The sequence below is a fragment of the Corynebacterium sp. HMSC14B06 genome, assembly GCF_001807075.1.
Lineage (GTDB): Bacteria > Actinomycetota > Actinomycetes > Mycobacteriales > Mycobacteriaceae > Corynebacterium > Corynebacterium jeikeium_D.
This window is the reverse complement of record NZ_KV787362.1, coordinates 205303-227903: the sequence shown is the minus strand read 5'-3', so window position 1 is coordinate 227903 and position 22601 is coordinate 205303. Positions and strand designations below refer to the sequence as shown.

Annotated in this window: 17 protein-coding genes; 10 read left to right on the top strand and 7 right to left on the bottom strand. The window is 59.1% G+C overall.

Annotation, left to right across the window (positions count from 1 at the left end; translation table 11 throughout):
• Positions 1-152: 152 nt before the first annotated feature.
• Positions 153-827, bottom strand: coding sequence for an O-methyltransferase (locus tag HMPREF3130_RS03965; RefSeq protein WP_049193703.1), 675 nt, complete (start codon positions 825-827; stop codon positions 153-155).
• Positions 828-985: 158 nt separating this feature from the next.
• Here HMPREF3130_RS03965 and sigE point away from each other — a divergent pair, with 158 nt between their 5' ends.
• The 4 genes from sigE to tatB all read left to right on the top strand — a co-directional run bounded on the left by sigE (position 986) and on the right by tatB (position 4047).
• Complete coding sequence (gene sigE / locus HMPREF3130_RS03960) at positions 986-1639, top strand: RNA polymerase sigma factor SigE (protein WP_070429357.1); 654 nt, start codon at positions 986-988, stop codon at positions 1637-1639.
• A 51-nt stretch (positions 1640-1690) separates the two neighbouring features.
• Complete coding sequence (locus tag HMPREF3130_RS03955; RefSeq protein WP_239271898.1) at positions 1691-2083, top strand: anti-sigma factor family protein; 393 nt, start codon at positions 1691-1693, stop codon at positions 2081-2083.
• Entirely contained in the window at positions 2083-3402 is a 1320-nt protein-coding gene (locus tag HMPREF3130_RS03950; RefSeq protein WP_070429356.1) for a S1C family serine protease, read from the top strand. Before HMPREF3130_RS03955 ends, HMPREF3130_RS03950 begins: the two co-directional genes overlap by 1 nt.
• A 90-nt stretch (positions 3403-3492) precedes the next feature.
• Positions 3493-4047: a Sec-independent protein translocase protein TatB gene (gene tatB / locus HMPREF3130_RS03945; RefSeq protein WP_070429355.1), complete on the top strand. Its 555-nt coding sequence runs from the start codon at positions 3493-3495 to the stop codon at positions 4045-4047.
• A 244-nt stretch (positions 4048-4291) separates the two neighbouring features.
• On the opposite strand, the gene HMPREF3130_RS03940 is transcribed toward tatB, so the two are convergent.
• Positions 4292-5425: an Mrp/NBP35 family ATP-binding protein gene (locus tag HMPREF3130_RS03940; RefSeq protein ID WP_070429354.1), complete on the bottom strand. Its 1134-nt coding sequence runs from the start codon at positions 5423-5425 to the stop codon at positions 4292-4294.
• Positions 5426-5743: 318 nt separating this feature from the next.
• Between HMPREF3130_RS03940 and HMPREF3130_RS03935 the strand changes: the two genes are divergently transcribed.
• A complete protein-coding gene (locus HMPREF3130_RS03935; protein ID WP_042388577.1) occupies positions 5744-6226 on the top strand; it encodes a YflT domain-containing protein in 483 nt (160 codons plus the stop codon).
• A gap of 43 nt (positions 6227-6269) precedes the next feature.
• Here HMPREF3130_RS03935 and HMPREF3130_RS03930 read toward each other — a convergent pair whose 3' ends face one another.
• A complete protein-coding gene (locus HMPREF3130_RS03930; RefSeq protein WP_049190061.1) occupies positions 6270-7493 on the bottom strand; it encodes a magnesium and cobalt transport protein CorA in 1224 nt (407 codons plus the stop codon).
• A 43-nt stretch (positions 7494-7536) separates the two neighbouring features.
• Here HMPREF3130_RS03930 and HMPREF3130_RS03925 point away from each other — a divergent pair, with 43 nt between their 5' ends.
• Complete coding sequence (locus tag HMPREF3130_RS03925; RefSeq protein WP_070429353.1) at positions 7537-8292, top strand: type 2 periplasmic-binding domain-containing protein; 756 nt, start codon at positions 7537-7539, stop codon at positions 8290-8292.
• A gap of 352 nt (positions 8293-8644) precedes the next feature.
• Here HMPREF3130_RS03925 and HMPREF3130_RS03920 read toward each other — a convergent pair whose 3' ends face one another.
• From HMPREF3130_RS03920 to HMPREF3130_RS03910, 3 genes are all read right to left on the bottom strand, one after another.
• On the bottom strand, positions 8645-12313 hold the full coding sequence (locus HMPREF3130_RS03920) for a multifunctional oxoglutarate decarboxylase/oxoglutarate dehydrogenase thiamine pyrophosphate-binding subunit/dihydrolipoyllysine-residue succinyltransferase subunit (protein WP_070429352.1): 3669 nt from the start codon (positions 12311-12313) through the stop codon (positions 8645-8647).
• Positions 12314-12416: 103 nt separating this feature from the next.
• Positions 12417-16262, bottom strand: coding sequence for an ABC transporter ATP-binding protein (locus tag HMPREF3130_RS03915; protein WP_168157910.1), 3846 nt, complete (start codon positions 16260-16262; stop codon positions 12417-12419).
• A gap of 91 nt (positions 16263-16353) precedes the next feature.
• Positions 16354-17172, bottom strand: coding sequence for a hypothetical protein (locus tag HMPREF3130_RS03910; protein WP_224783718.1), 819 nt, complete (start codon positions 17170-17172; stop codon positions 16354-16356).
• A 186-nt stretch (positions 17173-17358) separates the two neighbouring features.
• Here HMPREF3130_RS03910 and HMPREF3130_RS03905 point away from each other — a divergent pair, with 186 nt between their 5' ends.
• Both HMPREF3130_RS03905 and HMPREF3130_RS03900 read left to right on the top strand, forming a co-directional pair.
• On the top strand, positions 17359-18171 hold the full coding sequence (locus HMPREF3130_RS03905; protein ID WP_070429350.1) for a (2Fe-2S)-binding protein: 813 nt from the start codon (positions 17359-17361) through the stop codon (positions 18169-18171).
• Positions 18172-18369: 198 nt separating this feature from the next.
• A complete protein-coding gene (locus tag HMPREF3130_RS03900; RefSeq protein WP_048732832.1) occupies positions 18370-19203 on the top strand; it encodes a hypothetical protein in 834 nt (277 codons plus the stop codon).
• Between the two features lie 28 nt (positions 19204-19231).
• Here HMPREF3130_RS03900 and HMPREF3130_RS03895 read toward each other — a convergent pair whose 3' ends face one another.
• Positions 19232-19786 carry a hypothetical protein gene (locus HMPREF3130_RS03895; protein WP_070429349.1) on the bottom strand — a complete coding sequence of 185 codons (555 nt, stop codon included), beginning with the start codon at positions 19784-19786 and terminating at the stop codon, positions 19232-19234.
• Positions 19787-20063: 277 nt separating this feature from the next.
• On the opposite strand from HMPREF3130_RS03895, the gene HMPREF3130_RS03890 reads away from it, so the two are divergent.
• Positions 20064-21146, top strand: coding sequence for a chymotrypsin family serine protease (locus HMPREF3130_RS03890; RefSeq protein WP_242451380.1), 1083 nt, complete (start codon positions 20064-20066; stop codon positions 21144-21146).
• 255 nt (positions 21147-21401) lie between these two features.
• Entirely contained in the window at positions 21402-22541 is a 1140-nt protein-coding gene (locus tag HMPREF3130_RS03885) for a trypsin-like serine protease (RefSeq protein WP_242451381.1), read from the top strand.
• The last annotated feature ends 60 nt before the right edge of the window (positions 22542-22601 follow it).

Below are 22601 nucleotides of genomic sequence, written 5' to 3'. Positions count from 1 at the left end.
GTGGTGATGCATTCACCGCCTGAACCTACCGGGTCACTTTTGTCATAAACGCAGTCAGTAACTTGGCTTGACCCGCCGCCGCTGTCATAAACGCAGTCAGTAACTCGGCTCGGCCCACCGCTGCCGCTAGCCAGCCGGCCAACAGTAGAAAACTACTTCTTCACCAGCACAGTGGTGCCAGCTGCTAGAGGTAGGCGCATCACGTAAGCGTCGTCAAGCTGGAGCATATATTCGTCGGCTTCACGGGCAGCGACGGTGTCACGGTCAGTGCGTGACGAGTCAGCGACAGTGCCGTCGAGGAGCGCGCCGGTCAGGACGAGCGCGCCACCGGAGCGAAGCAGCGGCCAGGCCTTTTCCTGGGCGGCGCGGAGGATCGCCGGGGCGACGTCCAAGTAGACCAAGTCGTAGGAGTCGGCGGCCAGTCGATCCATGACCTCCAGCGGCTGCGAAGGCAGGAAGCGCTGTCGGTTGGGGCGGATGCCTGCGGCTCGGAAAGCGGACTTTGCCAGAGACTGGTGCTCGAGCTCCGGGTCGATGCAGGTGAGAACGCCGTCATCGCCGAGGCCGGCGGCCAGGTGCAAACCGACTACGCCTGCCGCAGGCGATGCGATGACAGCGGCGGGGTGACCGTCGCGGCGGGCACTGGTCAGAGCCATGAGCGAGGTCAAAGCGGCGCCGGTCATCGTATCGGGGACGGCAACTCCGTATTCGCGAGCGCTCTCTCGGGCGCTTTCAAGGGCCTCGGAGACTACGGTCGTGTTGTTGACGTGCTGTGCAATAGCGTCACGTGCGGATAGCGGGGTAGCAGAAGAACTCGTTTCGGACACGTTCTATAGCGTAGGAAAAAACTTCGGGCAGGGCAGCGGGGCGCGCCGGTCAGTGCCGGACTAGGTGGGTAAACAAGCCTCAAGTTTGTCTGGACTCTCAAACTATTTTCAGGGTAAGGTCACTACAAACCTAAGGTTGGTAAGGAACACTGAACCTCATGCCCGAACGAGTCAAGTCCGAACGAGTCAGCGTAGGCGCCAGCCGCGAGGACGCCGCGTCCGCTGACGTAACTGAGCAACTGTCCGGCACCGCGGCTTTTGACGCAGGTGTGGGGGAGATGCCGTCGTGGTCGGAGCTGGTCCAGGCCCACGCGGATAGTGTTTATGGGCTCGCATATCGGTTAACTGGTAACCAGCAGGACGCGGAAGACCTGACGCAGGAAACATTCATGCGTGTGTTCCGCTCGCTGAAGTCATACCGTCCCGGCACTTTTGAAGGCTGGCTGCACCGGATTACCACTAACCTGTTTTTGGATATGGTCCGGCACCGGCAGGTCATCCGGATGGAGGCGTTGCCGGAGAACTACGACCGTGTCCCGGGCACGCTGAAGACGCCGGAGCAGGCCGTCGATGACGCGATGCTCGACCCGGATTTGGAAATCGCGCTGGCTGAGCTGCAGCCGGACTATCGCGCGGTGGTTGTCCTCTGTGATGTGGTGGGGCTGACCTACGAGGAAATTGCCAGCACCCTTGGGCTCAAGATGGGCACTGTGCGTTCGCGTATTCACCGGGCACGTTCCAGCTTGCGGGCGACGTTGGAGCGCCTGGAGAAGGAACGACAGGAGCTGCCGGAGTCGGTCACCGCAGGCTAGATTTCCCGCACTCAATCCGCGGGAGCGGCTATTGTGGGGCTAGTTAAATAGGTGCGATTTCTGGAGGTGCTGCAGTCTGTGATTCAGCAGGGCGATGACAAGCGTTTTTTGTCAACGGAGCATCTCGGCACCGAGGCGATTGCCGCTTTTGTTGACGGCGAGTTGTCGGTCGTAGCTGAGCGTCGTGCGCAGGCGCACCTGATGGCATGCCCGGAGTGTCGCCGGGAGGTCGCGAAGCAGCGGCAGGCAGCCAAGCGTCTGCGTGATAGTGCGCCCTTGCACATTCCAGCTGAGCTGCGCGCTCGTATTGCTGATTTCGCAGGCAGTTGCGAGGACTCAGAGCCCCATCGGTCGGCGCGGCATCTCACGCACCGTCCGCCGGAGTCGCTGAGTGCCGCGTTGGAGCAGATCGTTCGCGGTTTTCGTAAAGGTGGTAGTCACTAGTGGGCAAACATCGCTCTTTCGATGATTCCGCGTTCGCCCCGGACTCCGATCGTGCCGCCGCAACTGGCGGGTTACAGCGTGCTCCAGGGCAGAAGCTTGACGACGACACCAGTGCGACCGCCCAAGAGTATTCGCCGTGGCAGGATTCGTCGTCACGCATGACGACGGGGCGTCCAGCCCGCAAACCCGAAGCGAAAAAGAAGCCTCGCCCGAAGACGGCTCCCCGCGTCAGCGCGCGGGAAGTGATTTTTGGCCGCGAGGTGCCGTGGCGTGTGATTGCGGCATCGTCGGCCGTGGTGCTGCTCATTGGCGGTGTTGGCGGCTTTGTTGGCGGTTGGGCTGGCAAGTCTTTCCGCTCGGACTACCAGCGTGTGGAGCTGCAGCAGATCGAGGGGCGGCCGGGCAACGGTGATTTGACTGAAATCGGCAAGGTGGCGGAGGCTCTTCGTCCCGCGGTGGTGTCGATTGCGGTCAGTGCCGGTGAGGTCTCGGGCGTGGGCTCGGGGTTTGTCATTGATGGTGACGGTCATATTTTGACGAATAACCACGTCGTTTCGGCGGTGGCGGACCGGCAGGATATGCAGGTCTCCGTAACGTTTTGGGACGGCGGAAAGCTGAAGGAAGTGCCGGCCAAGATTATTGGCCGCGACCCGAAGACCGACCTCGCTGTGATTAAGGTCGAAGATGTTGCGGGGCTGACTGTGGCGCAGCTTGGTGATTCCAACGCGGTTGCGGTCGGTGACACAGTGATTGCGATGGGCTCGCCGCAGGGGCTTGGCGGCACGGTGACCTCGGGCATTGTCTCGGCGCTCAATCGCCCGGTGCGCCTGGCTGCTGAGGGGACCGACACGGACGGTTACGCCGATGCGATTCAGACCGATGCCTCCATCAACCCGGGTAACTCGGGTGGTCCACTGGTGGATATCCGCGGTGCCATTATCGGTATTAATACGGTGATTTTCAGTAGTTCGGGTGGCTCACAGGGGTTGGGCTTTGCGATTCCAATCAATTCAGCCGTTGCCATCGCGGAGCAGCTCATCGCCGGTGAGCAGCCGGTTCATCCGGGGATTGGCGTGACAGCGCGCACGGTTTCCAATGGCGCACTGACTGGTGCCGAGATTGCCAGCATCCTGCCGGGAGGCGTTGCCGACCGGGAAGGCCTGCAGGAAGGCGATGTGATTACGGCTGTGGGAGACCGCGCGGTATCGTCCGCAGATGAGCTCACGGTGGCGCTGTGGACTGTTGGCGCTGGTAATGAGGCGGTATTGAAGATCGTTCGCCACGGAGCCGAGCTGGAGGCGAAGATCACGCCGGAGTAGGGGGCGCTGGTTTCTGCGGATTTAGCAGATTTGGTGGATTTGGCCACGCAATGCTGCATGCGAGGTGCACTGTAACTAAGGTGGTATAACGTGTTTTCTAATGTTGGCTGGGGCGAGATTCTTGTCCTCTTTATCCTCGGACTAATTCTCATCGGACCTGAGCGGTTGCCGAAGGTAATTGAGGACGTCCGCGCATTGCTCTTGGCTGCGCGCACCGCAATCAATGACGCACGCGATAACCTCTCGGACGAGTTCGGCGAAGACTTCGACGATCTTCGCAAGCCGCTGCAGGAGCTCAACGATCTCCGTCGTCTCAACCCGAAGACCGCCATCACCAGGACGCTTTTCGACGGCGATGACACCTACCTGGACATGCTCTCCGGTAAGCCCGCAGCGGGTGGTGGCGGAACTGGTGCAGCCGGAGCTGCAGGAGCGGCCGGGCCTGCGGGTCAGCAGTACCAGCAGTCCAATACGAACCAGCCAGTGCAGCCGGCTCCGTCGCAGCAGCCGCTCCCGCAGCCGGGGACGTGGCAGGATCCAGTTGCCCAGGCCCGCCAACAGCAAGCACAGCAAACACCACAGCAGCCGCAACAACCTCAGCAGCCCCGTGGGGTGCAGGCCTGGGTCGACGACGACAACCTATAGAGGTTGCAAACCGTTCCCGACCGCAAGTTACTGACTAGGTTTATGACACTTTGAGCACAAATTTTGCCACGAAAGTGTCATAAACCTAGTCAGTAAGTGCACGCAGCCGCTTTGATGGATGCACCGCCGAAAACACCCACAACACATACGCCCCAGACACCGCAGCCACAAAAGCAGACGCCCCCTTCCCGGCACCGAAACTACCGGGGAGGGGGCGTCGCTGTGATCGTCGTAAAGCGAAGGCCTACTTCGGAGTCACGCCCAGGCCGAGCGACTTGCCTGCGAGCGACTCGCGACGAACAACCAGCTTGTCAGCGATGGCGTTCAGGGCCTCGCCCGCGCCCGAATCCGGCTTGGACAGGACAATCGGGGTGCCCTTGTCGCCGCCTTCGCGTAGCTCTGTGTCCAGCGGCACCTGGCCGAGCAGCTCGACCTTTCCGCCGGTGATCTGGGTAAGACGACGGGCAACGGTCTCGCCGCCACCTGCGCCGAAGACCTCCATCTTGGAGCCGTCCGGCATCTCCATCCAGCTCATGTTCTCGATGACACCGGCGATGCGCTGGCGGGTCTGCAGCGAAATGGTGCCGGCGCGCTCTGCGACCTCGGCGGCGGCCATCTGCGGGGTAGTAACAATCAGCAGCTCAGCGTTCGGCACGAGCTGCGCCACGGAGATGGCGATGTCGCCGGTTCCCGGGGGCAGGTCGAAAAGCAGGACGTCCAGGTCGCCCCAGAACACGTCTGCGAGGAACTGCTGGATAGCGCGGTGCAGCATTGGCCCACGCCAGACAACCGGTGCGTTGTCGTCGACGAAGTGTCCGATAGAAATCAGTGACACGCCGTGCGCCTGCGGAGGCATGATCATGTCGTCGACCTGGTGCGGCTTTTCCTCGGAGCCCATCATGTGCGGGATGGAGTGTCCGTAGACGTCGGCATCGAGGACACCGACAGAAAGGCCCTTCGCGGCCAGCGCGGCGGCGAGGTTCACGGTCACGGAGGACTTACCGACGCCACCCTTACCGGAGGCGACGGCGAACACGCGGGTGCGGGAGTCCGGCTGGGCAAACGGGATCACAGGCTCGGAGGCGGTGCCGCGGACGGCGTTGCGGAACTCGCGGCGCTGCTCGTCATTCATCACATCGGTCGTGACGGTGACGTTGCCAACGCCCTCGATACCGTTCAGCGCCTCTTCGGTGCGCTCGATGATGGTGTTTTTCATGGGGCAACCGGCGATGGTGAGGTAAATCTCCACGGCCACGTCATTGTTGTCCGCCACCGAGATGGACTTGACCATGCCAACCTCGGTAATCGGGCGACGTACCTCAGGATCTTCGACCTGCGCCAGGGCGGTGCGAACTTCAGCTTCAGTAATCGTAGACATTATGTAGTGAATCTTATCGTGAGACCCCGCAAGACAAAGAACTACTGACAAAATCAGTAGTTTGCCGCTTTACGACGGTCACAGCGACCACCCCTCCGGCAAGCGCGGTGGCGGTGGAACGGGCGGCGGACCAGGCGGTGGAACAATTGCCAACCGTCTGACGTTGTCCTTGATAGAACGCTTTATAGCGATAGTTTTAGCAATATTTTTAGCAACTTAGTCACCTTTTACTGTGACAACAACTGCAAGGGAACGGTGAGAGTACCGATGGCAAATGGGGAAGCGGGCAGCGGTTGGGGGAGCGGCCGGGAACAGAGCATGAAGTCCCGGTTGCCTCAGCGCCAGGTACCCGAGGGGTGGCCGGTGGGCAGTTTCACCAACTACTCCGACGCGCAGGCGGCGGTGGATTCGCTCAGTGATCGCGATGAGTTCCCGGTTTCCGACCTCACCATCGTCGGTGTTGACCTGATGCAGGTGGAGCGCGTGGTTGGCAGGCTGACCTGGCCGAAGGTGCTCGGCGGCGGCGCGCTGTACGGGCTGTGGATGGGCCTGTTCTTCGGCCTGATTCTGGGGCTTTTCCAGGAGGATTGGGTTAGTCCGCTGATTGTTGGCCTCGGTATGGGCGCCATCTTCGGCATCGTGCTGGCCGCAGTTCCGTACGCAATGCAAAACGGCAAGCGGGATTTCTCGAGCACAACGGAGATTGTTGCCCGTCGCTACGACGTCCTGTGCAATCCCCGCAATGCCGAGCGGGCCCGTGACCTGTTGGCGCAGCGGGCGCTCGGTGGGAATCGCGGGTAGGTTGCTGTATCCGTCGTAAAGCGATGCCTGCCAGAAGCAGTACCTACAGCCACTTGTTGCGGCGCAGGACCCACACCAAAAACGCCACGATGGCAAACATGATGGCGAGGACGATGAAGTAGCCGTACTCCCAGTGCAGCTCGGGCATGTGGTCAAAGTTCATGCCGTAGATGCCGGCCAGGGCGGTCGGGACGGCGAGAATAGCCGCGTACGCCGAGATGGTACGCATATCCTGGTTCTGCTGCAGCTGGATTTTCACGGCGGCGGCGTCGATGAGGGCGGAGAGTCGTTCGTCGAGTCCGGAGACGAGGTCCGCGGCGGCGAGCTGGTGGTCGAGAACATCGGAAAGATAACGGCTGACGTCCTTAGGCATGATGTCTTCCCGCAGATTCATCAGGGAGCGCAGTGCCGGTGTCAGCGGATCGATCGCGTGGCGCATTTCCAGAATCTCTCGTTTGAGGATGTAAATGTCCTCAATATCCGAATCCAAGTTCGGCTCGAAGACTTCGTCTTCCATGATCTCCACGCGATCTTCCAGCTGCATAGCGATGCGCAGGTACGCATCGACGAGGTTGTCCGTCAGTGCCCACAGCACGCCCGCGGGGCCGTAGTCGATGGCGTCGGTGGTGTTCTCCACGCGTGCGCTAATGCGCTGCATATCCGAGCTAGGCATGCCCATGCGAATGGTGATGACGTACTCCGGGCCGATAACAATCATCAGCTGGCCGGAGCGAATAATCTCATTTTCGTCATCCGCGAGACCTTCCGGGGAGTAGTGAATCGAGCGAATAACAAAAACAACGTGATCATCGTGGATCTCAATCTTGGGGCGCTGGCGGTTAGTCAGTGCGTCCTCCACCGTCAGCTCATCCAGCCCGTAAAGCTCAGCGATGGCATCCATCTGTGTCGCGTTGGGGCGCGACAACGACAGCCACGTGAAGCCCTCGCCAAAATTCCGTACCTCGGACAGCCCGGAGAAGTGGTCGTAGGTGCCCGGCAACCGCTTGCCGCCGATGTAGACGCCGCAATCGCGCAGGGCATCGCGCACCGCCCTCGACTGTCCTGTTCCTGTGCTTGACGACGAGCCGTTGGTGCGCGTCACCTTCGAGACAGCCGACTTCGCTGCGGATTTAGCCGCATTCGTCGCCCGAGCGGTTTTACCGGGTTTTCCTGTGGCCGACGGTTTTTGGCTTTGACTGGCCGAGCTAGTTCGCGGATTGCGAGCCTTCGCCGAAGCGCTGATGTTGCGGCTTTTCTCTTCGCCCATTCTGGGTGACCTCACAATCCGTTCGTAGGTTACGCTGGTGTCGATGATTGATTTTAGACGTGCGAACGCCGGGTTCCACTTTCGCATCCGCTCAATGGGGTGCAAGGGTAGCTCCACGGCTACTGCGTGCACTTTTACCGCCCTGGCATTGGTCACTGGGGCGACGGGGTTCGGTCTTGCCGCATGTTCTGATTTGGATCCGCAGATGCCCGTTCCTCCCGAGCAGGAGGCGGTGGTGACTGTCGGGGCAGACCTACGCAACCCTGAGCAAGCAGCTCTTGCGTACGTGTATGCGCAGAGCTTTGAGAGGATAGGGCGGCAAGCGGAGGTCGTCGGCATTCGCGATGCTGACGACCGGTTGCGGGCCGTACGCAATGAAGCGGTCCTGGTCTCCTTCGGATGCACAGGTGAGCTACTCGGCCTGAGCGACCCTGCGTCGGCGGCTTCACTGGCGGAGGAATACGCGGACGACTCCACCCCGGACAAGCAGTTCAGCGGCGAGTGGCGCGACCGTGTGTACGACGCATTTTCGCGGTCGCTGCCGGGTGAAGTTATGGCCACCGACGCGGGCATGGCACAGGGCTGCGCGGATGTGTCAGCTGACAATGCTGGGGCTGACTTGCCGCAATGGCTTGTGCCTTTCTACGTCAAGCCAGCGTTGGACCGAGATGATCGAGTCCGCGTGCTCAATGAGATTGCGGGTTCGCTGAGCACTGAGGACTTGAAGCTGATGACCCGGGCTGTGGCTGGTGGCGCCAGCCCTGAGTTGGTCGCTCAGGAGTGGCTGGACAAGGCGTAGTCGGGGCGGCGGGGGCTAGTTGTGGCGGTATCTGACGCGTATCTGCTGTTGGCTGCCGCCAAGTTTGTTGAATAACCCATGAATGCGGGCTGCAAATGTGAAACTGTGCGAGTTTATGACACTTTCATGCCATTTTTCGGGATCTTTTTGTCATAAACGTAGTCAGTAACTCGCATTGAGGACTAAGTAGTAAATGGTGCCGACCCGGTGGCACGCCGACCGGACACGCTTTTTGACTATTCGCCCTTGATGCCTGGCAACGATCGCCCAAGCAACAGGAAAGGGGCTCCAACCGAACGGTTGGAGCCCCTTAGCGTTCACACGCTAACTGGTGAAGACCAGTCAATGAGACCTACTTGAGAGCCTCTTCCAGCAGAGCCTTCTCCTCAATCTGGTGTACCTTAGCCACACCAGTTGCGGTGGAGGACTGTGCACGGCGGGAAACGCGGGTCAGCTTCGGCATATCCGGCAGAACCTCTGGGAGGTTCAGTGCCAGGAACGGCCATGGACCCTGGTTAGCCGGCTCATCCTGAACCCAGCGGACTTCCTCAAGATCCGGGTAGGACTCGAAGATGTCGCGGAGGCGGTTGTGCGGCAGCGGGTGCAGCATCTCCAGGCGAGCGATTGCAAGATCGTCGCGCTTGTCCTTCTTGCGCTTCTTCTCCAGCTCCCAGTAGATCTTGCCGGAGCAGAGCAGCAGGGTCTTGATGCCGGACTTGTCCTTGGACTCGAAGTTCGGGTCATCGATGACTGAGCGGAACTTGTTCGGGTTGGTGAAGTCCTCGACAGCAGACGCTGCCATCTTGTTGCGCAGCATCGACTTCGGCGAGAACACAACCAGCGGACGGTGCAGGTCGGACAGGACGTGGCGACGCAGCAGGTGGAAGTAGTTAGCCGGCTCGGACGGCTGAGCAACGGTGTAGGAGCCCTCGGCTGCCAGCTGCAGGAAGCGCTCGATACGTGCCGAAGAGTGGTCCGGGCCCATGCCCTCGTAGCCGTGCGGTAGCAGCAGGATCAGCTTGGAGGTCTGACCCCACTTGGCCTCGCCGGAGGAAACGTACTGGTCAATGGTGGTCTGAGCGCCGTTGGCGAAGTCACCGAACTGTGCTTCCCAGAACACTGCTGCGTCCGGGTTACCCAGGGTGTAGCCGTACTCGAAGCCCATGCCTGCGTACTCGGTCAGAGCCGAGTTGTAGATCATGAAGCGGCCGCCGTTCTTGGACTTACCGTAGGCGTCGATCGGGTTGTATTCCGAACCGTCCTCGGAGTCAATCAGAACTGCATGGCGAGAGGTAAAGGTACCGCGGCGGACATCCTCACCTGCGAAGCGGACGTCGATGCCAGCACCGGTGAAGGAGCCGATTGCCAGCAGCTCGGCCATACCCCAGTCGATGCCACCTTCCTGAGTCATCTCCGCGCGCTTCTTAGCGACCGGCGCAACACGCGGGTGAATCTTGAAGCCCTCAGGGAGGTTGACGTAGGACTGACCAATCTCGACAATCTCTGCCTTGTCAATGCCGGTTTCCAGACCGTGCGGCAGCGGCTGGGAGCCTGCAATACCGTGCTGCTCGCCCGGCTTCGCGTCCTGAGCTGCGCGGACCTCGTTGAAGACCGCTTCCATCTGGTCGTGGAAGTCTCGGCGTACTGCTTCGTACTCTTCCTCGGAGATATCACCGCGACCGATGAGGTCCTCGGTGTACTGAGCGCGAACGCTTTCCTTCTCGTCGATGATCTTGTACATCAGCGGCTGAGTCATGGACGGGTCATCGGCCTCGTTGTGGCCGCGCTTGCGGTAGCAGACCAGGTCGATGAAGACGTCCTTGCCGTAGCGGTTACGGTACTCAACAGCCAGCTGGCCGACCCAGACGACAGCCTCCGGGTCGTCACCGTTGACGTGGAAGACCGGGCAGCCGTAGGCCTTGGCGATGTCGGTTGCGTAGTAGGAGGAGCGACCGGAGTCCGGTGAAGTGGTGAAGCCAATCTGGTTGTTCACCACGATGTGGACGGTACCGCCGACCTTGTAACCACGCAGGGACATGAGGTTCAGGGTCTCCTGGACAATGCCCAGGCCGGCGAAGGAAGCGTCACCGTGCAGCAGCAGCGGCATGACGGAGTAGCCCTCTTCGCCCTTGTTGATCTTGTCCTGGCGTGCACGAGCAAGACCCTCAACGACCGGATTGACGGCTTCGAGGTGGGACGGGTTCGCAGTCAGGGTGACGTCGATCTCGCCTTCGCCGAACATCTGGATGTGACGGCCAGTAGTGCCCAGGTGGTACTTGACGTCACCAGAACCGCCGACCTGTGCCGGGTCGATGTTGCCTTCGAACTCGGTGAAGATCTGGCGCAGTGGCTTGCCGACGATGTTTGCGAGCACGTTCAGTCGACCGCGGTGTGGCATACCGATGACGACCTCATCGAGGTCAGCACCAGCAGCGGTATCGATGGCGGAGTCCATCAGCGGAATCAGCGACTCTGCGCCCTCAAGGGAGAAGCGCTTCTGTCCGACGTACTTGGTCTGCAGGAAGTTCTCGAATGCCTCGGCGGCGTTCAGCTTCTGCAGGATGTACTTCTGCTCAGCGTGGGACGGCTTCGGCTGGCCGCCCTCAAGGCGCTCTTCCAGCCACTCGCGCTCTTCGCGGTCGAGAATGTGAGCGTACTCGGAACCGACCTTGAGGCAGTATGCGTTGCGCAGGCGAGAAAGCACCTCGCGCAGCGTCATCGTCTCCTTGCCGCCGAAACCACCGACGTTGAAGGTGCGGTCCAGATCCCACAGGGTCAGACCGTGCTCCTCGATATCGAGGTCAGCGTGGTTCGGAGCGGAAGTATTCGGCTGGTCAGAACGCAGCGGGTCGATGTCCGCCAGCAGGTGACCGCGGGAGCGGTAGGCCTCGATCAGACGCATAACGCGGGTGTTCTTGTCGATACCCGTGTTCGGCAGGTCCTGTGCCCAGCGGATTGGGGTGTACGGGACGCGCATGGTCTGGAAGATGTGATCCCAGAACTTGTCGTCGACAAGCAGGTTGCTCATCGTACGCAGGAACTCGCCGGACTCTGCACCCTGGATAATGCGGTGATCGTAAGTAGAGGTGATGGTCACCAGCTTGCCGATGCCCATCTCTGCCAGACGGTCAGCGGAAGCACCAGCGAACTCAGCCGGGTAATCCATGGAACCGACACCGATAATCGCGCCCTGGCCCTTGGTCAGGCGCGGGACGGAGTGACGAGTGCCAATGCCGCCCGGGTTGGTCAGGGAAATGGTGACACCCTGGAAGTCCTTACCGGTCAGCTTGCCGTGGCGAGCACGAACGACGATGTCCTCGTAGGCGTCGACGAACTGCTTGAAGGTCAGGGTCTCACACTCACGGATAGCGGCAACTACGAGAGAACGAGAGCCATCCTTAGCTGGCATATCAATGGCCAGGCCGAGGTTAATGTGTTCCGGGGTAACCAGAACTGGCTTGCCGTCAACCACCTTGTAGTTGTTGTTCATATCCGGGTGGAGCATGACAGCCTTCACCATGGCGTAACCAATGATGTGGGTGAAGGAAATCTTGCCGCCGCGGGCGCGTGCCAGATGATTGTTAACCAGGGTGCGGTTTTCAAACATCAGACGGGCCGGCATATCGCGAACCGACGTAGCAGTCGGCATCTCCAGGGAGACATCCATGTTCTTAGCGATAGCCCGTGCGACGCCCTTCAGAGGCTCCTCGCCGGATTCAACAGCCGAAACCTTGGCTGCTGCATCCATCGGGGACTTCTTCGGCTTCGGAGACGCCGGCTTGTTCGGGGTCTTGGTTGGTTCGACCCCCTTGGACTCACGACGTCCGGTTGCCTTAGCTTCCTCCTTCGTGGCTGCTGCTGGCTTTGCCATGTTGGAAAGGTCCCCGTCCTTTTGGGACGGGGTGTGGGTTGCGAAGAATTCGCGCCATTCCTGACCCACAGATTGTGGATCCTTCTGGAATTGCTGGTACATCTCGTCGACCAGCCATTCGTTCTGGCCGAAGCTCATGTCGCTGCTCACGGCAGGTACTCGCCTCTTTTCGTCTTAGTTTTACTAACTCACGTTTATTCTAATGAGCGCAAGCGTCAAAGTGTCATTCAAGGATAACGAAAATTCTGAATTACTACACCGTCGCGCTCCCCATATGGTACTTGCTCCAGAGCTCTGCGTATTGGCCACCCGCCGCGAGAAGCTCATCATGGGAGCCGTCCTCGACAATACGTCCGTGGTCAAGTACCAAAATCCGGTTGGCCCGAGCTGCCGTAGCCAGGCGGTGGGCCACAATAATTGCCGAGCGTTGACGCGACGCACGGTCAGTGGCTTCGTGGATTGCCGACTCAGTTGCAGGGTCGAGTGTCGCGGTGGCCTCGTCGAGAAGCAGCAGTTCAGGACGCATCATTTCGGCACGAGCGAGTGCGATGAGTTGACGCTGTCCGGAGGAGAGTCCTCGGCCATCTGGGCCGACGGGGTGGTGGAAGCCGCCGGGCAGACTGGCAATGGTGCTGAGAGCACCGACATTCTTCGCGGCTTGCTGAATTTCAGCATGACTGCTGTCCGGCAGACCGTAGGAAATATTTGTTGCTACTGTCCCCGAAAATAGGTGTGATTCTTGGGGGACATAGCCGAGGGTGCGTCGCCAATCGTTAAGAGGGAAGTCGCGGATGTCAGTTTCAGAGGCTCGCACCACACCGTCAACTGGATCGTAAAAACGGGCAAACAACTTAATGATTGTTGATTTTCCGGCACCGGTGGATCCGACAATTGCGACTGTTTCTCCGGCAGGAATCTGCAAATCGAGAGCATCGAGGACCTGCGGGCGTTCGTGCTCAGAGTTGGTGGCGGGGTAGGAGAAAGTCACCTTGTCTAAGCGCAGGTCGCCAGCAGCTGCACGGGACGCGCTGTCAGTAGTGCCGTGATCTGGCATGGGGGCGGTCTGTAGGAGGTCACCAATGCGATTGAGACCGACCTTCGCCTGCTGGTAGCCGTCGAAAACATGGGACAGCTGCTGAATCGGGCCAAAGAGCATTCCCAGGTACAGCGTGAAGGCGACGAGTACGCCGGGTGTCGTAGTTCCCGCAGCAACCTGTTGTGCGCCGACAGCCAACACCGCAGCTGTTGCCAACTCAGAGACGAAGTTGATGCCGGGGAAGAATAAGGCCACGGCCAGCTGTGCTCGCTGACGAATTGCGCGGTACTTATCGGATCCCTCGGCAAAGGAAGATTCGATATCGGCGACGCGGTGGTACATCTGAATCTCGCGAAGCCCACCAATGGTCTCCTGGAAATCAGCGTTGACCAAGGAAAGTTGCTCGCGTGCAGCCTTGTATAGGCGTGAGGAGATTCGGCGGAATACCAGGGTGGCCGCCACAATGATGGGAAGCGTCGCCAACGCCACCGCGGCGAGTGACACCTGTGTGGCAAGCAACAGCACTGAGACACCGAGCAGAGTGAACGTGGCAATCGCGCCCTCTGCCAATCCCGTTTGTAGGAAGGAGGACAGCGCGTCGATGTCGGTTGTCATCCTCGTCATGATGGCACCCGAGCGATTGGCCTCGAAGTAGTTAATGCCAAGCGACTGCAGGTGGCGGTAGCAGCGCACACGCAGGGCATAGAGCAGCCGCTCACCAGTGCGCGCAGTAATAACAGCATTTGTGGCTACGGCAATCCAGCTGATGAGGACTGTCGCCAAACCGCCTGCGGCGCAGGCCCACAACACGGCTTCATTGTGCTCACGGATGCCGTGGTCAATGGCGTAGCGCACGAGCATGGGGAACGCGAGATCGGCAACGGCAATGAGGGCCAGCAGCGCAATGACGCTTATAAATAGGCCGCGGACGTAGGAGAGCAGCCGGCGCAGAGAAAAAGGCTCGGAGTTGTCGAGTGCTCGAGCTGGTACACGCGGTTTTTCGCTAGCGGGTGGGAGGTTTCGCACACGCTCGAGAAGCTCTGGCGTCGCAGGAGCATTGGCGAGAGCCGCCCCCATGCCGCCACGCCCGCCGCCGCGACCACCGGGACCACCAGGGCCACCGGGTCCACCTGGACCGCCTCCGGCTTGGCCTACCCCGCGGGTCATTTGAGAAGTGGCGTCTCTGGGAAGCCGCGCAGAGGTGTCTGACGTGGAGTCGTCGGAGGTTGGTGCGGATTCGTCGGGCCAGAGTTCCTCGGGGCTGGGGTCCTCACTGTCGATGGGGTCGAGAACGAGGTTTTCGATTTCGGGGTAGGCACTCTGGTCGATGTCCATCAGCTCGGTGAAGCGCGGATGAGAAGTAATCAGTTCGGCCTTGGTTCCAATGCCGGTAATGGCACCGTCTTCGAAAATGGCGATGTGGTCCGCCTGCTCGAGAGTGGAAGATCGATGCGCCACGATGACGATAGTCGTATCTGCCAGCTGTGAGGTCAGCGCGTTGAAGATTTCCAACTCAGTTGCAGCATCGATTGCTGAGGTTGCGTCATCGAGAACCAAAACTCGAGGACGGGCGAGGAATGCCCGTGCTAATGCCACGCGTTGAGCTTGTCCGCCGGAGAGATTATGCCCGCGCTCGCCGATGGCTGTGTCCCACCCCTGAGGCAGGTCGTCGACGAAGTTGACCTGGGCGGCGGTCGCTGCGGCGATAATCTCTTCCTGGGACGCCGCGGGATTGGCGAATGCGATGTTCTCACGCAACGTGCCCGCAAATAGATAAGGAGAGTCCGGAACGACAGTAATAGCGTCATATACGTCGCTGGAGAGAATGCGCGCGGTATCTGTGGATGTGCCGTGGCTGGGCGCATCGATAGTGATAGTTCCCGAATCCGGCAGATAGTGACGGCCGAGTAACTCCGTGGCGATAGTCTTTCCGGACCCCGGTGGGCCAATCAACGCTAAGGTCGCCCCTGGCGCGACGGAGAATGAGACATCGTCGATAAGCGTGCGTCCGCCACGGCTGTGGGTGACGTGGTTGAAGCTGATGCCAACGGGGCCGTCGGGGAGAGGAAGCGCGTCGGTGGGTTCGGGGTTGTCTGGTCGGGCGTCGATGACATCGGAAATGCGGTCGATGCTTGCCGACGTCAGCTGTATCGAGATGACCATGTTGGAGACCAGACGCGACAGGGCAGTCAGGCTGGTGAGATACGTGGCAAAAGCTACGAACGTGCCTAGGGTGATGTGTCCGTGAATCGCTAGCCAGCCACCGACCGCGATATTTCCGACGAGGGACAGTTGCGGCAACGACTGCAGCGCCGGTTGGAATCGAGCGCTGAGTTTTGCCGCTCGCAGGCGGAGGGAATAGAGCAGAGACGAGTTACGCTCCATCTTCACAACTTCGTTGTCACCCTGCGCAAACGCCTTGACAACACGGATGCCGGAAACGGTTTCCTCGACTTGTCCGGCAATCTCGCCTGCTTGCTGTTGGGCAGCCCAGGTTGCGGCATGGAGTTTGTCACGCGAATTCACTGCAATGTAGACAATCGCTGGCACCACGGCGAGGCCGACCAGCGTCAGGGGCAGCGAGAGGGCGAGCATGATGCCGATAGTGATGAACAGCTTGACGACGGACCCCAGCGTCAACGGCAACATCGCCAGTAGTCCGGACACCGCCTGGAGGTCGGAAATTGACCGCGATACAACCTGGCCTGTGTTGACTCGGTCTTGTGCTGGACCATCGAGGTTTTGTAGGGAGCGAAGGATTTTTAGTCGCAGGTCGTGCTGAACATCAATGGAGAGTTTGCCGGAGAAGAATCTGCGCCCCACCTGGGCGATGAAGCGTACTAACGCGATGGCCAGAAATACGGAAATGACTGCCTGCAGGGGAGTTAGGGAAGGCAGCAGGCGCGCGGGGACACCGCCATCGGAAGAGCCCGTTGCCACATCAATGGCATCTCTAGTGAGAAGCGGAAGTACGGACTCCACCCCGACAACGATTAGCGCTGCAACAACGACACCATAGAGCGGTAGCGGCCTGTGAAGAGACTGTTTCCACAAGAACTTCATGGGAGAGGTTCTGAGGGGTTTGCTCTGGGCCATGGTGGGTACCGCTCTTCCATTGAAAAACGTCGCTGAAGGGTAATCGGGGTAAGAGGAACTACTTATTCTTCTTTTTCTTCGGCCACTTCAGCGCCGAGGGAATAGAGAACCTCGATGACTTTGAGTCCTTCTTCGAGTCTTCAGAGGTGTTGGATTTAGCCGGTAGCTTTCGTTCAAAGTCCGACCAATCCTGGGGAAGTGGGCCCAGAGATGCGCGAGTGGAACTGATAAGAATGCCACCGAGCTTGCGGTTTGCGGAGGCCCCAACCACGGCGCCAATTCCAAATGGCAAAATCTTGCCGATGATGGCCAGACGAGCGTTCTTCATCAAGCGCTTGCGTGCCTCGCGAATTAGCAGACGGTTTGCTGCACCCAGCTGCGGAACGCCAAGCCGTGGCAGTAGGGAATTCACGGAAGTTTTGGTCTGCTTCCGCAGCGATTCCTCGCCAAGCAGGGAGGCCATAATAGCTGTCCCTTCAGAACCGCTCATGGCCGCAAGAATCAGCGTGCGACGGCGTTGTGGATCGGTGATGTCAATATTGCGCAGGGTTGCTGAGGCCAGTGTGTACCAGGCTGATGCTTCCAGGAACAGCAGTGATTCACCGGTAACCGCAGCCAAGCCCGTAATCATGCCGACGCCGGGAAGAACTGCGCTGCCGCCAGCTGCACCACCGGTGCCGGTGACCAGGTTCAGGTAGTGGGAATCAATACGTTCCTGTACCTGCGCCGGAGTTTCATCTTTTTTGCGCTTGTGCAGGGAACTGACGTACCCGGTGATGGCAGATGACTGCCAGCTCATGGTCTTATCCAGGGTTTGGATAAGAAGGGTTCCCAGTTTTCCGGCATCACGTTCGATTGCTTCGGGGGTTGAGTTCACTGCATCAGTTACTGTGCGAGTTGAATCCTTCTTCGTCTTTTGGAACAAAGTAGTAGACCTCCTAAACGGGTCCGTTGAGAGCCATATGCCCATATAAACACTACTGAGCTGTGGGGAAATTCCGTAGTCGGTGGAAAAATAGACACGTGTACGGCGACTACCACAGCGGATAGAAGGGTGAGACTGGTGAACGATGTCATGCGGGGCGCCGCATTGCCTCCCGAGTACTCCCAGCTTTTGGCGGACTTTCCTCGGTTTTCCGCAGATGTCATGCCTCACGACGGCGCTGCGGAGTGGCACCTTTCTACCGAAGCTGTAGCCGCCGGAATTGAGGCCGGGAGAAGGCTGTTTCCCATGCCCGAGGTTGAGGTGGATACCCGTTTCCAGGCCCAGTTGTGGTGGTGGTCCATGTGCGGAGCATTGGTAGGGCCATCGCTGGCATGCGTGTTGGTTTCCGATCGAGTTCCAGTGTGGCAGTGGTCTTCTTGGTTCACATTTCTCCGAGATGACTATTGGGTCGGGTTCCAAGCTCAACAGTTTGAAAGCATTTCTGCTGAGGATGCGGATGAGCTGAAGGATTCCGGCGAAGCACTGGCCCATTTCTTGGAGCCGTTGGCTCAGGTTGTTGGAGAAGTCGGGGAAATCAAGCCTGCTCCTCTTTGGGCCGTGGCTGCCGATGCCGTAGCTAATGCCGCAATATCCGCCGGTAATGAGCTGATGGAGCCCTGGCGCGGAGCGCTTATTGGCAAACATGTCGTTGAGGGAGTACAGCGAGTACATAAGGTCCCTCTTCCTCGTTTCATGGATTCCTGTGGAGGCGAGGTGCGCCCCTGGGATGAAGCCGCTGCTGAATCGGGAGAAGAACCGGACTTCGATGTAGTTACTCACCTGGAGAGAGCTACTTGCTGCATGATTTATCACAGCCCAGACGCCGATCTGTGTGTCTCGTGTCCGAAACGTTCGCGTGAGGAACGCCATCAGCTCTGGGCACGCTACTGAGCGCTCTGTTTTCGAGAATCGACAGCTGGCGGCCTGCCCCTCAACCGGCCGCGTTGGCGGCTTTGATGTAGCACGCGCACTGCCGGCGTGATCTTTCGCAACAATTGTCGGGGGCATGAGCCGCCCCATGATTGCGCGTTTGTCGCTACGATTGGCTGCGGGTAGAGGCCAATTATCTTTCAAGGGAGGATTCCACCCATGAGCTTTTTCGAGCAGATTGCTGCGGCACTGGACCGCGAGGGCATTGAAAGTCGTGTCAACGATGACACCCTCTTCGTTCCCATTACCTCTGACCTGGAGGTTCAGTTCGTCACCATTGATGAGGACATCCCGGCTGCCGAAGTTTACGTAGCCGCTGCCGATGTGGATGATGAGGACGACGAGTTCGAAGCTGTTCTGGTCTCCGCTGTATTCTCCGTCGAAGACGCCGTCGCGGCAGTCGCCCACCATGTAGCTACTGACCAGGTTGTTGGCCTGCTGCGCACTCTGCTCGATGGTGATGATGACCGCATTGCTGACCTGGAGTTTGAACAGGACCCCGAAGAGGCAACCTTGGTCACCTCCGAAGTTGGTACCTCCTCGTTGGTCCAGGTTTTGGTAACTGCCCACAATAACGAGCCCAGCGCACACGTCCGCTTCATCTCCCAGGACGCGAACTTGGACGACATTGTCGACCAGGCCATCGCAGAGTTCTGGGACTCGGACACCGAAACGGTTCTCACCGATGATGACCGTCGCAAGATGTTCGCTGACCTCTACTCTGACATCCAGACCTTGCGCAATGAGGTTCTGACGCTGGGCACCTTCAAGGACTTTGACAAGCTGATGGATGTCCTTGCGCTCGTGGTAGACCGCGCAGAGGAATGGGAAGATCAGCTGGCACCCGTCGATGACGGGTACGCGGAGTATATCTACTCTGATCACGTTGCCTCCTTGGACGGGGATGATGATGACGATGACGACGATGATGACCTCTATGACGATGGCGACTATGACGACGAGGACGACGAAGAAGGCGACGACAGCGAGTAGCCGTACTGTGGCAGCACTGTGACCAGTGCTAAGCCGCTGATGGGCGAGAAGAAAAGAGCTCGTTAGGACACGGCAGTGGCCGCGCGCCCCTGGTGCCAATCCAGCTATAACGGCGCCCGGGGAGTGCGAGGTCAGTGCCGTTTTCGTGTATCTTGCTGCAGTCCTGCGCACGATGGAGAGCCTCAGCCACAGCCCGAGTACGTCGGCGGTTTTCTTCCCGCGTCCGATTCGAACCGCCAATTCCGCGGAGGACTACCTCCGATGAGGATGCCACCTTGACGGAAACGGAGTACATGAACATGGGCTCATCCTTCAGGATGAAGTATTCCGCGTGCACGTCGGCAAGCTGAGAGACCAGTGCGCGAGGAAGCGCTATCCGCGACGCGCGGACGGTGACCACAGGCCCGTCGGGAAGCGAAAAGGTGTGATCTAGCGCGCCGGGCGAATGCCTACGGGCGATGGTGGGGTGGCAGAGGATTGTGCGGATGAGGTCGAGGTCTTCGAAACATTCTGCACGGTAGGTAGCGGATAGTGGGGGAAGAGCTAGGCGGCGATGAATGGGAAACTCGTCTGCTGTGTTCATGGCTCACAAGTTATCGAACACCCCGGACTCGCATTTTCGAACATATAGAACTAATGTTCGAGATATGTTTAGCATCAATTGGCTACCCAAGTGGGGGTAGTCAATTGGCTAGGTGCCTGGTGTTATTGCAGGGACATGTGGGGTTGTGGAAACGATTCGATAACGACTTTTGTAAAAGTCCAAGAGTCTGAGAAAACGCTATTTCTGGGGGTGGGGTGGTGGATTAGTGTGGGGGATGGTCCTAAAGGAAAACTAAAAATTTGAAAGATTCGTCTCAATGAAGCACGCAAGAAGTCGAATGGCGGTATCGGCTTTCGCAGCACTTTTGTCCTTAGCAGCCCCGGTCGCGGCACATGCTGTCGTGGTTGGTCCGGGTGACCCGATTCGAACTCCCATGGAGGGAAGCCCGTGGGATGGGCACCGAAATGTCAACTCGCCGATGTGTTCGGCGGGTGTTCCGGGAACGGTGACGGACCGCAATGGGGAAAAGCATCGGGTCATGTTGACCGCAGGGCACTGTGTGAATGATGCTCCGGATGTGGGTCTGCCAATCGTTACCGGTGAGGTGTATGTGCCAACCACCGAAGGCGATAAGCGCATTGGTACGACAGGTGCTCACCGTTGGGAAGTGCCGCAGGAAGATGCCGGACTGGAGTCGTTGCCGGCGGCCTTTAATGGTGCAGACTATGGAGTAATCAACCTTGATCCAGACGTAGAAACTACCGGCGCAAGTTACTCCATCGATGAAAATGGTCAGAGCTACGGGGAGCCTGTAGCGATGACTGGCATTCAAGACAATGAAGATCTGCCGCGTGGCGAGGTCTCCTTCGATAATTTTGGCAAACCTATCTGTAAGGACGGCATGCGTACCGGACGTGCCTGTGGCTATCAGGTATTCCGGGCTCGAAACGGCATTTGGACGGTTGGTATCGGCGTTGACCACGGTGACTCGGGCGGAAATGCCTACGATCCGACCACAAATGAAGTTATTGGCGTGAATTCGATGACCTTCGGTCCGGTCTCGCGTGTGATGCCCGCGGATATTGCCATCCAGGAGGCCTACGGCATTCCCGACGGTCAAGTAAACGACCACTTCGAGGTATCGGATTCCACGGCTCAGCGCGACTCCACCTATCGCACCCTCAACGAGGATATGGCGGCGGATCAGGAGTACGCCCGGACGCAGAATTCGCAGGGTTCTCAGGAAGGTTCTGTACCGCAGTTAACTGATCTTGTGGACCAGTTGCCGCAGTCGCCGCAACTGCCTGAGCTGCCACAATCGCCCCAATTGCCACAATCGTCACAGCCGTTTGAGCTGCCTCAGTTGGCAGAAATTCAGCTTCCAAGCTTTGAGGGCTAGCACCAGTCTGAGAATCTGACAAAAATCACCCCCGAACCGTTAAGAGAGCCAGAATCATCCAAGGCGGATGGTTCTGGCTCTTGCATTGCTGTTGAACAAGCTTTTTGATGCGTAATGCGCGTGCCGTGAAGGCGATTGAACGGTTCCTCGACTGAGAATTTCACCCTAGGTTCCATTTTTGGAGAGCTTTGTAAAGGTGTCCCTAATACACTGAGAGGGACAAGTTTTCTGTACAGAAATGGAGTAGCGCACACTATGGTCAGTTCGAAGAAGGTCGCCACACTTACGGCTGCACTGTCGGTAGCTGCAGGTGGCTTTGTGCCCGGAATCGCGGTAGCTGAGGCTGCACCGGCAAACTCGGATGTTGTCATCGGCCCGGGCTCGCCGTTGCGAATGCCGTTCCCGAGTAGCAAGAACATCGATGGACGTCATGTTCAGTCCCCGATGTGCTCTCTGGGAGTTCCTGGCACCGTTGTGGATCAGAATGGCGTTTCGCATCGTGTCATCATGACTGCCGGCCACTGTGTTGTGGCGAAGGATACTGAAACCGGCGAAGAGGTCACCGGCCAGTTCTTCATCCCAACCAAGGATGGCGACAAGCTGGTCAACAAGGACTACATGGGCACCGATGTCATGCCGGAAGAGGGTGACTTCGACGAAAACACCACTATGCCGGAGTTCTTCAACGACCTCTTCAATAGCGGTGACTACGGCATCATTGAGGTTCAGGACGACATCAAGACCACCTCTATGTCCCACTCTGTTGATGAGTTCGGCAACGTCCACGGCGAGCCGGTTCAGATCGTCGGTATCGAGGACAAGCGCACTCTCGAGCCGATGGAGATTTCCTTCGACAACCTCGGTGAGCCCGTGTGCACCGACGGTTCCCGTACCGGCCGTGGCTGCGGCTTCCAGGTCTTCCGAGTCCGCAATGGTGTCTGGGCTATCGCTCCGATTGACCACGGCGATTCGGGCGGAAACGCTTTCAACCCGGAGACTCGCGAGGCCATTGGCGTTAACTCCATGGGCATCGGCCCGCTGAGTCGCTTCCAGCCGATTGACGTTGCTCTTGAAGAGCAGTACGACATCCCGGACGGCCAGGTCAACGAGCGCTTCAAGGTAGAGACCTCCACTGAACCGCAGTCCGAGTTCCGCACGATTGACGAGGACTCCCAGTACACCAAGCAGCACGTCCCACAGGAAGAGCCGGAGCTGGGCCCGATTGGCGAGCTGCTCCCAGAGGGCGTCGAGGTCCCGCCGGAGATTGCCGACATCATCTCGGAGAGCCCGTCTCTCCCGGAGCTGCCGATTCCGGAGCTGTCGGGTGCGACCGCTCAGGCAACGCAGTCTGTCAGCAACATTTCCTCGCAGGCGAACCTGCCGAGCCTGTTCTAATCAGGTCACCGCAGTCTCGTAGATAGGGCGTTCGCTTTACGACGCTCCGTTCAACCCCCT

Excerpts from the sequence above, each read along its gene's own strand:
- HMPREF3130_RS03885 (WP_242451381.1), top strand. The coding sequence starts at position 21,402 with ATGGTCAGTTCGAAGAAGGTCGCCACACTTACGGCTGCACTGTCGGTA.
- sigE (WP_070429357.1), top strand. The coding sequence starts at position 986 with ATGCCCGAACGAGTCAAGTCCGAACGAGTCAGCGTAGGCGCCAGCCGC.
- HMPREF3130_RS03915 (WP_168157910.1), bottom strand. The coding sequence starts at position 16,262 with ATGAAGTTCTTGTGGAAACAGTCTCTTCACAGGCCGCTACCGCTCTAT.
- HMPREF3130_RS03925 (WP_070429353.1), top strand. The coding sequence starts at position 7,537 with ATGATTGATTTTAGACGTGCGAACGCCGGGTTCCACTTTCGCATCCGC.
- HMPREF3130_RS03900 (WP_048732832.1), top strand. The coding sequence starts at position 18,370 with ATGAGCTTTTTCGAGCAGATTGCTGCGGCACTGGACCGCGAGGGCATT.
- HMPREF3130_RS03930 (WP_049190061.1), bottom strand. The coding sequence starts at position 7,493 with ATGGGCGAAGAGAAAAGCCGCAACATCAGCGCTTCGGCGAAGGCTCGC.
- HMPREF3130_RS03895 (WP_070429349.1), bottom strand. The coding sequence starts at position 19,786 with ATGAACACAGCAGACGAGTTTCCCATTCATCGCCGCCTAGCTCTTCCC.
- HMPREF3130_RS03940 (WP_070429354.1), bottom strand. The coding sequence starts at position 5,425 with ATGTCTACGATTACTGAAGCTGAAGTTCGCACCGCCCTGGCGCAGGTC.
- HMPREF3130_RS03890 (WP_242451380.1), top strand. The coding sequence starts at position 20,064 with ATGAAGCACGCAAGAAGTCGAATGGCGGTATCGGCTTTCGCAGCACTT.
- HMPREF3130_RS03935 (WP_042388577.1), top strand. The coding sequence starts at position 5,744 with ATGAAGTCCCGGTTGCCTCAGCGCCAGGTACCCGAGGGGTGGCCGGTG.